Below are 15,876 nucleotides of genomic sequence, written 5' to 3' on the forward strand. Positions count from 1 at the left end.
AAGTGACTATTCCTTATCTAGTGAACCAGAAGCAACCCGGGTTTTAGCATAAGCAGCTAACAATATACTTCCGAGGACCCCTGTGGCAATTAAATTAACAAGTCCAGATACAATTCCTTGGGTAAAAACCTTATTGGCAGGTTCAGAATAGACAAGGATATCTAATACGGGTGCTGCTAATGCCCAAGTCACTAAGTTTACGATGGCTTGGCCTATATTAAATTTTATTATATCGGTTTTATTGAATTGACCTTGGTTAATCTTCAATTTACGACTAACTAAACCAAAGCCTAAACCAGCTAAACCAGAACAGATAATCCATGACCACCAAGGACCAAACGTAAGGAAGTCTTTAATAGTATGGCCAATAAAGCCCACAAAAAAGCCAACAATTGGTCCATAAATCGCTGAAATTAAAGCCAAAAATGGATAAGTTGTTTCAATATTTGTGTTAGGTACACCGGTTGGGATTGATAAGAAACGACCTAAAATAAAAAATACAGCTGCACCAATTCCGATTGCAACAATTGAAGTTAATGAGAATTTTGAATTATTTTTTGAATTTTGCATAATTTAAGCTCCTTTTACTTTTTTAATATGAATAGTCCATTGATTACCCGTACCAATTTTATAGCCTAAAGCGAAATTACCTTGATTAATTCCCAGGGCTAGACGGATTAAAGAATTAACATAAGCAATCGGTCTACCAATTGCGACTGCAGCAAAAGATCGCCCAAATAGGACTTGTTCCCGGTAACGCTCTTGACCATGTTCTTTAATGACTATTTCTAAATAATCTCCTTGATGGATATTATTTGCTTGTAGTGTTTCTAAGGGAATATTGGTCCACAGAGATCCAAAACGGATATCTAAAATATCAATGGTACCCTGGATGCCCTCTTCACTCACTACTGGATCACCTAGATCCAAATAAGTTAACTCACTCAAATCTAATTGAATTGGTAGACTTTCAAAAAAAGCATTATCTTGAGCGAGTAAGGCACCATTATAGACATATACATCTCGACCATGAAAAGTATGTGAGTCTTGGGAATGTGGCAAGCGGTTAACTGCTTCATCAATTTGACGTACTTGGTCAAGGCCCACATATTTTGCAATATGAGATAAGGTCCCATTGTCTGGAGTCACGACATAATGACCCGATTTAGTTTTAGCCACGATTGATTTACGTTGTGACCCAACACCTGGGTCAACCACTGATACAAAAACACTCCCTTTAGGCCAATAAGTCAAGGCCTGAAACAAACGATAAGAGCCTTGAAAAATATTATACGGTTCGATCCCATGAGTTAGATCATGAATCGTAATTTCAGGGGCCGTAAAATATGCCGCCCCATACATGGCTGCTACTGCACCATCGTCTAACCCAAAGTCAGACTGAAGCACCAAAAATTTTTTCATGCTTGCATCCCTTTCATTCTTATTATTACACCCTTATTCTACCTTATAGCTAGACTTAATCCTATGCTTTTTTGATAGATTTTAATGAAATTTTAAGAATTATCCGTACTTTAATGTATTACATTGTCATAAAAATCAAATGAATAGTATAGGGACTGGCCCTACATTGGAACAGTCCCTTAATTATTTTATCTTTTTTTCTTTTTCTTCAACATCCTCCGTAATTTCTTTTCTTCTTTTTGTTTAGCCGCTTGTTCTGGCGTCATCATTGGACCCATATCAGGGAAGCCTCCACCAATCCCCCCTGCTTGTCCTCCTTGCATTCGCTTCATCATCTTATTCATACCTGACATCTTACCATTAGACATTTGACTCATCACTTGGCGGGTTTGATTAAATTGTTTGATTAGTTGATTAACCGCTTGAAGGTCTAAGCCACACCCCTTAGCAATCCGTCGCCGTCGACTTTGGGAAATTTCATCAGGATTTTCCCGTTCATAGGGCGTCATTGATTGGACAATGGCCTTAACCCGTAACATTTCTTTTTCAGAAACATCAAACTCGTCAAGTCCAGGGATTTTATTCATACCTGGAATCATCTTGATAATATCTTTAATTGATCCCATTTTATTCACTTGGTCCATTTGGGCAACAAAGTCATTAAAGTCAAAGGAAGCATCTTTGATCTTACCAGCCATTTTCTCAGCTTCAGCTTCATCAAAGTCCTTTTGGGCTTTTTCAATCAAGGTCATCATATCGCCCATACCCAGAATCCGACTTGACATCCGGTCTGGATAGAATGGTTCAAGGGCGTCTAATTTTTCACCTTGTCCGGTAAACTTAATCGGTTTATCAATAATAGACCGGATAGATAAGGCTGCCCCACCCCGGGTATCACCATCTAATTTAGTAATGACTACACCAGTAATGTCCAAGGCTTCGTTAAAGGCATCAGCCACATTCACCGCATCTTGCCCTGTCATCGCATCAACCGTTAAAAGAATTTCATCTGGATTGACAGCTGCTTTAATATTACGTAATTCATCCATCAATTCTTCATTTACATGAAGACGACCGGCCGTATCAATAATAACAACTTGATTGCCATTTAGTTTTGCTTGGTCAAGCGCGCGTTTGGCAATCTCGACTGGGCTGACTTGGGTTCCTTCATCATAGACTTCAAAACCTAACTGCTGACCAATAGTCTTTAATTGGTCAACCGCTGCCGGCCGGTAAACGTCCCCAGCTACAAGGAGAGGTTTCTTCTTGCCTAGCTCTTCAGTAATATATTTAGCTAATTTACCGACTGTAGTGGTTTTACCAGCCCCTTGAAGCCCAACCATCATCATAACGGTTGGTGGTTGACTTGCCATATTTAAGGGTTCACGTTCGCCCCCCATAAGGTCAGTCAATTCCTCATCAACAATTTTAACCACTTGTTGAGCAGGTGATAAAGATTTTAATACATCAGAGCCTAGGGCTCTTTCATTGACTTGCTTTACGAATTTTTTAACTACTTTGAAATTTACGTCAGCTTCTAATAAAGCTAAACGAATTTCCCGCATCATTTGTCTTAAATCTGCTTCTGAAATTTTCCCACCCTTACCAACGGATGAGATTGCACCTTGCAGGCGTTCGGATAGTCCTTCAAATGCCATAAATACGCTCCTTTATCTTACGAAATACGATCATTATCTAAGTCCAGTATGGCCTCAATAATAGATCGGTTGTCTTCATTTAACAATTGATTTAAAAGTTCTTGCCGTAACTGTCTTTTCTGATGAATCTTTAGTTGCTCCTCATAATCACTTAAGGCGGACTCGCCCCGTTTTAGACTATCCCTCACAGCTTGGCGGCTAATTCCATAATGTTCTGCAATTTCTGATAAGGAATAATCTTCCTCATAATAAAGAGCTAACATCTGGGCCTGCTTCTGAGTTAATAAAGATTTATAAATATCAAAAAGTTCAGTTAACCAGATTGTCTTCTCGATGGACATTAGCTCAACTCCTAGGAACTTAATTTCTTTTGTTAAAAAAGATAGGTCTTATATAGTGTACCATTTACCAAGGCCTACAACAATATTAAGCTAGTACTTATTCTATTTATAAAAACTTCCAAACAAAAAACCTCAAAAGCAGGATAGAAGTTGCTTTTAAGGCTAAACGATTCGGGTAATCCCCTGAATCAGTTTTATTTTTTTTCGATGACTCCTTTAACGAGGTTAAACATATATTCTTCCGCATTAAATGGTTGCAAGTCATTAGCACCTTCACCTAATCCGATAAATTTAACGGGAATATCCAACTCATAACGAATGGAAAGGATAACGCCCCCTTTGGCTGTACCGTCTAATTTAGTAAGGACTAAGCCCGTAATTTCGGTGGCTTCATTGAATTGTTTGGCTTGGATTAAGGCATTTTGACCAGTCGTTGCATCAAGGACCAAGAGAACTTCTTGAACCCCATTTGGATTTTCTCGCTCAATAATTCGTTTAATCTTGGCCAGTTCTTGCATCAGATTTGCTTTGGTTTGCAGACGTCCTGCAGTGTCAACTAGTAAATAATCATAATTTCCTTCTTTGGCAGCTTTCACTGCATCAAAGACCACCGAAGCGGGGTCACCTTGGTCAATCCCAGTCACGACCGGAATATCTAACCGTTGCCCCCACACACTCAGCTGTTCCACTGCACCAGCTCTAAAGGTATCTGCTGCCGCCATAATTACTTTTTTGCCAGATTCCTTTAATTGATAGCCAATCTTGCCAACAGAGGTGGTTTTACCTACCCCATTAACCCCCACAAAAAGAATCACGGTTGGGCCATCGGGATTTTCATTTAAACTGACATTTTCATGCTCATGGTCTTCATAGACCTTAACCATGGTTTCTATCATAACCCGTTTAACATCTTCACCTTTATATACATTCTGAGATTCAATTTCATCTCGAATCGCATCGGTTAAAGCGATGGTCATATTAAAGCCAACATCAGCTGAAATCAAGGTTTCTTCAAGGTCTTCATAGAATTCCTCATCCAACTCTCTAAAACCAGTAAATAAATCAGCTATCCGGTCTGAGAAATTTTTACGACTCTTTTCCATCCCTTTGTCATATTTCTCTAAAACAACTTCTTCTTGTTTACTTTCTTCTTTGACAATCGGATCTTCCCCAGTAAAGGCGCGTTTAATACGATCAAATAATCCCATTGATTTACTCCTTTTCTTTTTGTAAGTAATAGTCAATTGCTTTGGCGACTCCAGCATTATTATTAGTATCAGTAATGTATTCCGCTAAAGCTTTAATTTCTGGCTCTGCATTCCCCATTGCTACCCCATGACCGGCTTTTTCAATCATAGCCAAATCATTGAGCTGGTCTCCAATTGCAACCATATCAGCGATATCGATATTTAAAACCTGGCTTAGCTGGTCTAAGGCATAACCTTTATCAATCCCCTGTGCCATGATTTCTAATTGGAAAGGATATGACCGTGAGAGGGAAAACTCTGCCATCAAGTCTGGATCCATTTGTCCTAACTGTTGTTCTAAATAATCTGCTTCAACTGTCACTACCAATTTATTAAAGCGGTGATCAGCAGCAAATTGATTAAAATCTGCATGGGTTGCTGGTGCTGACGAGACCTTACCCACATAAAACGAAGGATGACCTTCAGGATAGCTAGCGGGTTCGTATACCCAATCCGAATCAATAATATTAAAAGGGATTTGTAAGCGTTCAGTTTCAGCATACCAACGAAGCATATCTGCCTGACTAATTGTTTTCTCACTGAGGACCTGGCCCGACACAGCTTTACGAATCTGACCCCCATTAAAGACAGCAACCAAATCATGATCAGTAAAGCCTAATTGATCAACTAAGGGTTTTACTGCTGTATATGGGCGGCCCGTGCAGAGCACCACCCGAACACCTGCCGCTTGAGCGCGGTGGATAGCTTTAATATTTTCTAAAGGTATTTCTTTTTGATCATTGACCAAGGTGCCGTCAAGATCGATAGCGATTAATTTTATCATTTAGCGATTTCCTCTTTCTTGTATTTCTTCTATTGCTTCAGTTAATTTAACTGAGGCTAGCTTAGAAACCCCAGATTGCTCCATGGTCACGCCGTATAAAACATCCGCCGATTCCATGGTTCCCTTCCGATGGGTAATGACAATGAACTGAGTCTGGTCGGTAAAACTTTGAATATATTCACCATAGCGAAAGACATTGGCATCATCTAAGGCTGCTTCTACTTCGTCCAAAATCACAAATGGAACTGGTTTGACTTCTAAGATGGCAAATAACAAGGCAATAGCCGTCAAAGCTCTCTCACCACCTGATAACAAGGCTAAATGTTGTTTTTTCTTGCCGGGTGGCTGGGCGATGATGTCTACACCCGTAGTTAATAGGTTATCTGGTTGGGTCAACTCTAATTGGGCTTGACCTCCAGAGAAAAGCCGTCTAAAGGTCAATTGGAACTGTTCATTAATGACTTTAAAGGTTTGTCCAAAGCGTTTAATGACTTCTTGATCCATTTCATCCATGGTCTCTTGTAATTGAGCCATAGCTGCTAATAAATCTTCCTCTTGTTCGACTAACAAATCATAACGATCTGCTAGCTGGTCATAGTCTTCAATCGCATTCAAGTTAATCGGACCCAAACTTTGAATATCCACTTTAAGTTGCTTAATCGTCGCTAAAACAGCCTTCTCATCTTCAACCGGTTTAGATAATTCTTGGGCCGCTTCAAAGGACAATTGATACTCTTGATTTAGGTATAAGAGTTGGTTATCAATCGTCACCTGAATTTGATCAATCCTTGCTTCTAAGCGGGCTTGTTCTTTATATTTAGCTTGATTATCCTGCAAGAGTGTCTGTAACTGAGATTCTGCCTCACGTATGGTCTGGCTCAGTGCTTTCCGTTCCTGCCGCATACTTTCTAACTCCTCTGGTAATTGGTCAGATACGTCCTGATACTGAGCTAAATCTGCTTCTTGCTGAGCTAAATCTTCTTTTAAACTCATTAGATTAGCTTGGTAACTTGCTTCTTGAGCTTTAAATTGGCTTTGAGCCTGTAAGAAAGCTTGCAATTCTTGTTCTAATTGTTTCAGTTGCGCATTTACCTGGTCTAAATCGTATTCTTTTAATTTAATATCAGTTTTTAATTGAAAAATATCCTGGTTCAGTACTTGCGCTTTATTTTGTCTATCTTCTTGACTAGAATTAAATTTTTGCAATCGAGCTTGTAATTGTTGGCTTTCAACTTGAACTTGCTTTAATTTTTCTTGCGCCTCTAGTAAGGCGGCTTTATCTTCTTTCAAGGTAATGCTTGCTTGTTGGAATTCATCCTCAAGAATAATTTGTCGGTCACCTAATCGCTGAAATTCTTCCTGTTTCTGGGCTAAACTTTGTTTTAAATACTGCAATTCTAGCGAGGTTTCCTGTAATTGCTGACGATTTTGGTTGTATTCAGTTTCTAAGTTTTTTAAGCTCTGATTTAATGCTTGGTTTTCTCGGTCTAATACTTGTAGCTTTTCAGAATCTTTTTGGTTTTGACTTTTTATTGCTTTTAACTGTCCTTCTCTTTCGAGTACCGATTCTTGACGATTCTTATTTCGTCCTCCTGTAACCGCCCCACCCGCTTGAATCATTTCACCTTCAAGGGTGACAATCCGAATCTTTTGGTTTAGAGCTCGAGCTAGATTTTGTGCATTTGCTAGGGTATCCACCACAACAGTAGTACCCAATTGACTTTCAATAATGGCACGATATTGGTCATCCGTCTTTACGAGTTGACTCGCAATATCAACAAAACCCTGACTGCGCTGGGCAGTTTGATATAAATGACTGGCTAAGGAACGACTCCGAATATTACTTAAGGGTAGGAAGGTTGCCCGGCCTGCTTTTTGTTTTTTTAGGTAAGCAACTGCCTGACGTGCTGCTTGATCATTAGTAACAACAATATTTTGTAAGCCAGCCCCGAGAGCTGTATCGATGGCAATTTGATAGCTTGCTTCAACTTGAATTAAATCAGCTAAAGTCCCATGAATCCCATCTAATTGGCTTTGGGCCTGCATAACTGCCCTCACCCCAGCATAGAAGCCCACATATTGAACTTGCATCTGACTTAGGTGTTGTTCTTGGCTTTTATTTTGCCGATACTTTTGTAAGAAATCTTCGTAGTCTTTTATTTTTTTAGCTTGGGCTTGTTTTAGGCTTTGATAATTAGCTTGACTTGCTTGAATTTTCTCTCGATAAGTAATTTCTTTCGCTTCAAGTTGGTGCAATTTACTCTCTTCAGCCGTAATTTGTTCACCCTGTTGAGCCTTTGCTGCTTTTATATCATCCAGCCTAGTCTGGAAAGATTGATTCTTTACTTCAATTCCTTCAATTTCCTGTTTATATTGTTGTATTTTATTCTTATAATCCGCTTCTGATTGATAGATTTGAAAAATTTCATTCCGTAACTGGTCTGAAACCTGGCTTTGGTCTCCGGTCAAAGCTAAATAATCTTGGTTTAAAGGTTCTAATTTAGTATGTAAGTCTGCCAATATACTTTCTAAGTCATTCCGTTTTTGAATTAACTCTTGGCGTTTTTCAATTAACTGGGAATTACTGGCTTCTTCTTTGTCGAAATTCGCTTGACGATCTGCTTGGCGGTCACCAAGGTTTGAAATTTTCGTTTGAAGAATTTGAATCTGACTTTCTAGAGCTTGTTTCTTTTGGGAACTTTCAAAATACTCATGCCGAGTAGCCTCTATCGTCTGAGTCATCGTTTCTAACTGGTCTTTATCATCTTTAATCCCATTTTGCAAAGTTTGAATATCTGCTTCTAGTTGATTAAGAACCAAGTTGATAGCTTTTAATTGGCTTTCAAATTCAGCCCATTGATTTTTAGCTAACTTTATCTGCAGACTATACAAGGAAATTTCTAATTCTTTTAATATCTGACTTTTTTCTAAATAGATTAGGGCTTTATCTTTTTGCTTGGCCAAAGGGTCTAACTGTTGCTTTAATTCATGAATAATATCTTTTACCCGGTTTAAATTGTCCTGGGATTTTGTTAGTTTACGCTCAGCTTCATTCTTGCGGTATTGATATTTTTGAACGCCTGCGGCCTCTTCAAAAATGGTCCGTCTTTCTTCAGGTTTATTTAAAAAGATTTGTTCTACTTGACCTTGGGAAATAATTGAAAAAGAATTTTTCCCTAGACCTGAGTCCAGAAGCAAGTCAACAATGTCTTTTAAACGCACAGTTTCATTATTAATAGTATAGGAAGAATCGCCATTTCGATTATAAGAGCGAGCTATAGCAATCTCACTATAATCCGAATCAAGATAATGGTCTTCATTATTCAAGACCAAGGTTACTTTAGCAATATTGACTGCTTTACGGTCTTGGGTTCCATTAAAAATAACATCTTCCATCTTACTGCCTCGTAAGGACTTAGCAGATTGTTCTCCTAAGACCCACCTAATGGCTTCAGATAAATTAGATTTTCCTGACCCATTTGGCCCAACCACTGCAGTCATTCCTTGGTCAAATTCAATCACCGTCTTGTCCGCAAAAGATTTAAAGCCGGTCATTTCAACTCTACTTAAGTGCATACTTACAATTTACCTTTCTCGTCCATCGCTTCTAATGCCGCCTCAGCGGCTGCCATCTGAGCGGATTTCTTACTATACCCTTGTCCTTGACTTACTAATTGATCATCAAGATAGAGGGCCACTACAAAGAGACGGTGATGGGCCGGTCCCTCTTCCTTAATAAGACGGTAATCAATATTAACGGGTCCTTGGCTCTGAACTTTTTCTTGAAAAAGAGTTTTATAATCAATGTTAATCACTTTAATAATTTGAAGATGGGGTTTTAACAAAGCTTGTTGCAAAAATTCTGTCACTCGTGCAAAACCTTGGTCTAGATATATCGCACCTAAAAAGGCTTCAAAAGCATCTGACACAATAGAATCCCGGAATCGTCCGCCTGAAGCCTCTTCACCCTTCCCTAATTGAATCAATTGGTCCAATTGGTATTTACGTGCAACCAAAGCTAAGGAAGGCTCTTTAACTAGTTGAGCACGCATCCGGGTTAACTGTCCTTCTGGTTTATCGGGATAGGTATTAAAAAGAAAATCAGAAGTAATTAATTCCAGGACCGCATCACCGAGAAACTCTAGACGCTCATTATCTTTCAATTTTTCTTTAGCATGCTCATTGGCATAAGAAGTGTGACAAAAAGCTGTTTGTAAGATTTCTATATTAGTAAATGTTATCCCAGTATTTTTTTGAATTATATCTGCGATTTTTTCCATGATATCCCTCAATTCTCTGTTCTTTATTTTACCCTACTTAGCTAAGTCAAGCAAAGTATATTCCATAATGAAGGACTATTGTTAGCTTTGAAACTTATGCTAATGAAGATATGGATTATTTAATGGCACAAAAAAAAGGATAGACTTTCTGTCCATCCTTTCAAATTTAGTAGAGAATTATTCAGCTTGTGGTTTGTCAGATAATAATTTAATTTCAGACCATTCTAAGTCAGAACCAGTCTTGATATCATATTGACTCACCCGTTTGTTTACCGCAGTTAATTCTTGACGGAATAAGGTTGGGATAGCTGGCACTTCATCAATGAAGTATGCTTGCCAATCATTGAAAGCTTTCACACGGAAGTCTTTATCGAAGGCTTCGTCTGAGTTAATGGCAGCCAATAATTTATCATTTTCTTCAGAAGCAAAACGAGTGTAGTTAAATGGAGAATTACGGCCCCATAGACCTGTTGGGTTAGGGTCACCACCAGTACCCCAAGCACCTTGGTAAACATCAATACCTTCATCGTTGGCTTCAACACGTTCATAGAAGGAGTTCATTTCCATTAATTTACCATCAGTTAATTCAACCTTAATACCCACTTGTTGCCAAGCTTGGATATAATATTGAGCCAATGGTTCTGCAGTTTCACCACCAGACATTGAAGCAAAATGAAGAGTAAATTCATTTCCATCTGGATCTTCAATGAATCCATCCCCATTTTTATCAACAAAACCAGCATCTGCTAACAATTGTTTAGCTTTTTCTGGATCATAATGGTAACCTTCTTGGTCAGCGTTGTTGTAATCCTTGAAGAATGAAGGAATATGAGAATTCGCATTCATACGGAGGCCATGATAGAATTCAGCACCAACAGCATCATTATCCATAGCATAAGCCATAGCTTGACGAAGAGCCTTGTTAGCAGTCAGTTTAGTATCATCGTAAACTACTTCGCCTTTTTCTTCATCCCAAGTACCTAAGTTAAAGCCGATATAAGTATAAGCATTTGAAACTTGACCTAAAACATCAAAGTTCTTAGCGTCTTTGAAGGTTTCATATTGGTCAGCTGGTAATGAGGCGATATCATAGTTTCCGGCTTTCATCTCTTGGATAATTGTTGATGGGTTAACAATTTCTACTGTAACTCCGTCAAGAGCTGGTGCACCACGATAGTAATCATCATTACGTACAAAGGTTACCGCTTCACCAGGAGTGATTTTATCTACCTTGAACGGACCAAAACCAACTAAGTTGGAACGAACTGCATCTGAATCTTCTTGTTCAGCAATTGGAATATCTTTAAAGATATGTTCTGGTTCAATATAAGCAGAAACGCCACCACCGGCTTGTAACATTGAGTTAGAGAAAGTCTTATAGTGGACTACTAAAGTATAATCATCCACACGTTCTAGACCTGAAATTTCTTCAGCATCCCCATTATGATATTCTTCCATACCTTCGACGTTCATGAAATCTTCACCATAACGAATTCCAGTGTAGTCTTTATTCCCTACAACATAGTAAGGATAGATTACATCATCAATGGTTACGTCCTCACCATCATGCCATTTAACCCCTTCAGGAATAGTAATTTTTACTGTTTTATCATCTTTATTAAATTCAACATCAGCAAAACCTGAGTTATCGATGGTAAAGTTTTCATCATACCCGAATAAAGACTCAGCGAATAAGTTAATGACTGCAGTATCAGGATTTGAAGAATAATACATATTGTTGAAGACACCTGGGAAAGTCGTATCAGAAACTAAAGCTTGTTTTAAAATTCCACCTTCAATCGCTTCACCCTCATGTTTTACATCAGTTGAGAATGTAGGTGCATCTCCTTCAGCTAGAACACTTGCAAGATTAATATTAGGAATAACAGATAAAAGTGCCAGAACAGCTGACATTGGTTTCAATAAGGTCTTTTTCATTTTGTTTCCCCTTCTCATTTAAAATTAATATAAAATTATAATACCTATAAAACCTTAAAATTTCAAGTCCTTTTTTAATTTTTTTTAATATTAAATCGTTTTTTATCCTAAAAAAAGAATTTTACTTAAATAAAAACACATTTAATGAGAAAAAATCAAATTTTAAAACAAAAACAAGAGGCTTTTTAAGACCTCTTGTTTCTATCGTATCTATTTTTTTACTCAGCAATTGGACTATCCGCTAATAGTTTTACTTGTGACCATTCTAGATCATTACCAATAGTAATATCCCAATTACTTACCCGATTGTTCACGGCTGTTAATTCTTGACGGAACATAGTTGGAATAGAAGGAATTTCTTCCATCATGTATTTTTGCCAATCATAATACATTTTTTGACGAGCCTTAGCATCAAAAGCCTCTGGTGAAGACATTTGTTCTAAGAACTTGTCATTTTCTCCAGAACCCCAACGAGCATAGTTAAATGGTTCTGACCGACCCCATAAACCACGTGGATTAGGATCCCCCCCAACACCCATGGCTGCTTGATAAATATCAATATTTTCATCATCATTTTGAATACGATCATAGAAGGAATTCATTTCCATAAGTTTGCCATCGGTTAATTCAACATGGATTCCAACTTGTTGCCATGATTGGATATAATATTGAGCCAATGGTTCTGCTGTTTCGCCACCAGACATTGAAGCAAAATGAAGGGTAAATTCATTGCCATTTGGATCTTCTACGAAGCCATCGTTATTTGTGTCTTTAAAACCTGCATCAGCTAAAAGTTGTTTTGCTTTATCAGGATTAAATTCATAGCCCTTTTGATCTGGATTATTGTAATCTTTGAAGTTAGGGGTAATGTGTGAGTTAGCTGCAATCCGAATACCTTGATAAAATTCTTGGGTTACCGCCGCATTATCAATAGCATAAGCCATGGCTTGACGTAAGGCTTTATTATTTACGATTTTAGAATCGTCCATCTTAATTTCGCCCTTTTCATCATCCCAAGTACCAAACTTAAAGGCGATATAAGTATAGGTATTAGCCAAGACACCTAAGGTTTTAAAGTTTTTAGCATCTTTAAAGGTTTCATATTGATCAGATGGTAAAGATGCCACGTCATAATGACCAGCTTTTAACTCTGCAACGATGGTTGATGGGTTTACAATTTCCATAGTCACAGAATCGACTGCAGCTAGATCTTTATAGTAATTATCATTTCTAACAAATTTTACGGCTTCACCTGGTGTAATTGATTCAACCTTGAATGGGCCAAAGCCAACTGGCATCTTCCGAACTGGTTCAGAATCTTCCATATCTTTAACTTCAATGTCTTTAAAGATATGTTCAGGCTCCATATAAGCTGAGATTCCCCCTCCGGCTTGAAGCATAGATGGAGAAAATTCTTTGTAATGAACCGTTAATGTATAGTCATCCACGCGTTCAAGACCAGAAATTTCTTCGCTTTCACCATTGTGGTATTCTTCCATACCTTCAACATTTTCATAGTCAGCCCCATAACGAATACCAGCATAGTCCTTATGACCAATTACATAGTAAGGGAAAATAACGTCATCGATGGTAATCGGTTCACCATCATCCCATTTTTGATCCTTAGGAATAGTAATCGTCACTTGCTTGTTATCTTGATCAATATCAATATCAGCAAATCCTGATGAATCGACTTCAAAGTTTTCGTTATAACCAATAATTCCTGGGTTAAACATTGAAATTACTTGAGAGTCAGTAGAATCTGAATAAAACATGCTATTGAACACACCAGCAAAAGTTGAGCCAGACATAACCGCGTATTTCAAGTCACCGCCTTCAATGGCATCTCCTTTATTTTCAACTTTTGAGTCAAAAATTTTAGCATCTTCTTGGGCTGCCACGTGATCTAACGCCAATGGACTTAGACTAGCTACCAAGGATAAAACTGCCGTACTGGCGGCAAATGACTTGATAAGTGATTTTTTCATGTAATTCCTCCATCTTTCTTTTCCTTAATAATGATAAGGACATTGAAATTTATTAAGTAAATTATAACATAATGGTCACTTTTTTTCAAAAAACTCTCTCATAAATTTTAATAAAAATTTTATATAAGAAACTATATTAAATCAATATTATAAAGGTGAAAAAATAATTAAAATTTATTGTTTACAATTAAATATTTTACAATTTAACTAATTATTTTCAGGTTTTATTAATCGAATGATAACCTGTTCAATCAAAAAAAAGCCTGACAGTTAATTACTGTCAGGCTTTTCTGATAACTATAAATTATCCAATCCGTTGTCTTGAGTCGAATGCTCTTTGCATTGCTTGACCAATATAAGATATAGATAACATTAGAACTAGGATTAAAATAACAGCTGGTAACCAAACCCACCATTTATTTTGAATAACATCAGGATTTGATGCAGTCGAGATGAGAGTACCTAGTGAAGGTGTCCCGAATGGAAGACCAAAACCTAGGAAAGAAAGTCCAGTTTCCACGCCAATATTACCTGCAAAGTTCAAGGTCAAATATGTAATAATTAATGAAGATAAGTTAGGCATAACTTCCATATACATAATCTTCCAATCCCGGGTACCCATCGTTTTGGATGCCGAAACATAATCTTTCGAACCTTCAGATAAGGTTGCAGTCCGGAAAAGACGTGCATTCCCTACCCAATAAAAGGCAGAAAGCAGGATGATTAAGGTCCACATATTAAAACGAGGAATAATGGTTACAATTACAATGATAATCATCATAATTGGTAGCACCATCAAGAAGTCGATAATACGCATTACGATATCATCTACGATACCACCGTAATACCCAGCCATAATCCCAATAGCTATCCCAATGACTGAAGTGAAAATGGTCACCATGAAACCAATAAACAAGGAATTACGGGTACCAATTACGAGTAAGGTCAAAATATCTTGACCCCCTTCATTGGAACCAAGTAGATAACCATCCACACCGGGTTCTTTATAACGTCCAAATAAGTTAACAACTTGGGCCTTTGTTTCATCCATAAAGAATGGTGCAATAAAAGCAAATAGTACAATTGCAACTAAAATAAACAGTGAAAACATAGCCACCTTATCATGTAAGAATTCACGAACAATCACTTCGAGTCCCATAGGTGGTTTGGATTCAAATTCTTCCAATTGACCAACGACTTGTTCTTCAACTGGAACTGGTTCTTGAGGATTCATTTCCATTGTTATATACCTCCTATCGAATTCTAATTCGTGGATCCACGAAAATCATAATAATATCTGAGAGTAAGGTTCCTAATAGGGTCATAAATCCAAATAACAAGACCAAGGTGGTCATGACAGCAAAGTCACGTCCAGTAATAGAAGTAATAAATAATTGCCCCATTCCTTGATAAGTAAAGATTTGTTCTGTAATAACTGACCCTGAAATCAATCCCGTAATGGTGTACCCCATTCCTTGAGCAATTGGTAAGATTGAATTTCGGAAGATATGACGACTATAAATTGTACTTTCAGGCACCCCTTTAGCCCGGGCAGTTCTCACATAATCTTGTGACTTAGCATCAATAACCCCTGAACGTAAGTACTGGATAATCCCCGTCGTACTTAATAATCCAATCGTAACAGCAGGTAGAATCATGTGGTGCAAACGAGAAAGAAAGTATTGCATGGTTCCAGGTTCAAGACCTGAACCAACAGTACCCCGAGTAGGTACCCATCCTAAGGTATAACCGAAAATCCATAACATAAGTAGACCGGCAACAAAAGACGGAATGGCATATGTAAAGAAGTTATAAATATTAACTACACGGTCAAAGAATGTATTTTGATACCGGCCGGCTAATAATCCAAGCGGAAGTCCCACAGCATAAGTAATAATTGTCATAAAGAGTGACAAGGAAACGGTTGGCACGATCCGTTGTCCGATTGCTTGGGTCACGGGCATTTTTTGTGACCATGAACGACCAAAGTCACCATGGAAGGCAGCGGTCATCCAATCAATATACCGTTCAGGCCATGATTTATTTAAACCGAGTGATTCGCGCATGGCTTCAATTTGAGCTGCTGAGATGGTTGGATCAATTAAACCAGTCAAGGCATCCCCAGGCATCAATGAACCAAGGATAAAGACCACAATACTCAAAAGAAAGACTTGTGGAATCATCAGGATTAACCGTCTTAATATTGTTTTCCACATAA

The 15,876-nt window shown here is 38.0% G+C and carries 12 protein-coding genes; all 12 read right to left on the bottom strand.

All coding sequences use genetic code 11. From position 1 onward, the window contains the following. Positions 1-6: 6 nt before the first annotated feature. Positions 7-570 carry an ECF-type riboflavin transporter substrate-binding protein gene (locus HMPREF9257_RS04120; RefSeq protein ID WP_006418196.1) on the bottom strand — a complete coding sequence of 188 codons (564 nt, stop codon included), beginning with the start codon at positions 568-570 and terminating at the stop codon, positions 7-9. A 3-nt stretch (positions 571-573) separates the two neighbouring features. Continuing rightward, the gene (locus HMPREF9257_RS04125) at positions 574-1,422 is read right to left on the bottom strand and encodes an SAM hydrolase/SAM-dependent halogenase family protein (protein ID WP_006418384.1); all 849 of its coding nucleotides are present in this window, start codon (positions 1,420-1,422) and stop codon (positions 574-576) included. Between the two features lie 188 nt (positions 1,423-1,610). Continuing rightward, positions 1,611-3,080 carry a signal recognition particle protein gene (gene ffh / locus HMPREF9257_RS04130; RefSeq protein ID WP_006418494.1) on the bottom strand — a complete coding sequence of 490 codons (1,470 nt, stop codon included), beginning with the start codon at positions 3,078-3,080 and terminating at the stop codon, positions 1,611-1,613. 17 nt (positions 3,081-3,097) lie between these two features. Then, a complete protein-coding gene (ylxM, locus tag HMPREF9257_RS04135) occupies positions 3,098-3,421 on the bottom strand; it encodes a YlxM family DNA-binding protein (RefSeq protein ID WP_006418459.1) in 324 nt (107 codons plus the stop codon). A 194-nt stretch (positions 3,422-3,615) separates the two neighbouring features. Continuing rightward, positions 3,616-4,629: a signal recognition particle-docking protein FtsY gene (ftsY, locus tag HMPREF9257_RS04140; RefSeq protein ID WP_006418496.1), complete on the bottom strand. Its 1,014-nt coding sequence runs from the start codon at positions 4,627-4,629 to the stop codon at positions 3,616-3,618. Positions 4,630-4,633: 4 nt separating this feature from the next. After that, positions 4,634-5,452, bottom strand: a complete 819-nt coding sequence (locus HMPREF9257_RS04145) for a Cof-type HAD-IIB family hydrolase (RefSeq protein ID WP_006418516.1) — start codon at positions 5,450-5,452, stop codon at positions 4,634-4,636. Continuing rightward, positions 5,453-9,028: a chromosome segregation protein SMC gene (gene smc, locus HMPREF9257_RS04150; protein ID WP_006418348.1), complete on the bottom strand. Its 3,576-nt coding sequence runs from the start codon at positions 9,026-9,028 to the stop codon at positions 5,453-5,455. It abuts the gene before it with no gap. Between the two features lie 2 nt (positions 9,029-9,030). After that, entirely contained in the window at positions 9,031-9,732 is a 702-nt protein-coding gene (gene rnc, locus HMPREF9257_RS04155; protein WP_006418252.1) for a ribonuclease III, read from the bottom strand. Between the two features lie 177 nt (positions 9,733-9,909). Then, entirely contained in the window at positions 9,910-11,670 is a 1,761-nt protein-coding gene (locus HMPREF9257_RS04160; protein ID WP_006418608.1) for an oligopeptide ABC transporter substrate-binding protein, read from the bottom strand. Positions 11,671-11,888: 218 nt separating this feature from the next. Next, positions 11,889-13,658, bottom strand: coding sequence for an oligopeptide ABC transporter substrate-binding protein (locus HMPREF9257_RS04165; protein WP_006418257.1), 1,770 nt, complete (start codon positions 13,656-13,658; stop codon positions 11,889-11,891). Between the two features lie 304 nt (positions 13,659-13,962). Then, a complete protein-coding gene (locus HMPREF9257_RS04170; RefSeq protein ID WP_100069384.1) occupies positions 13,963-14,892 on the bottom strand; it encodes an ABC transporter permease in 930 nt (309 codons plus the stop codon). 19 nt (positions 14,893-14,911) lie between these two features. Next, complete coding sequence (gene opp4B, locus HMPREF9257_RS04175; RefSeq protein ID WP_006418432.1) at positions 14,912-15,874, bottom strand: oligopeptide ABC transporter permease; 963 nt, start codon at positions 15,872-15,874, stop codon at positions 14,912-14,914. Positions 15,875-15,876 lie beyond the last annotated feature (2 nt).

Source organism: Eremococcus coleocola ACS-139-V-Col8, assembly GCF_000183205.1.
Taxonomy (GTDB): Bacteria; Bacillota; Bacilli; order Lactobacillales; family Aerococcaceae; genus Eremococcus; species Eremococcus coleocola.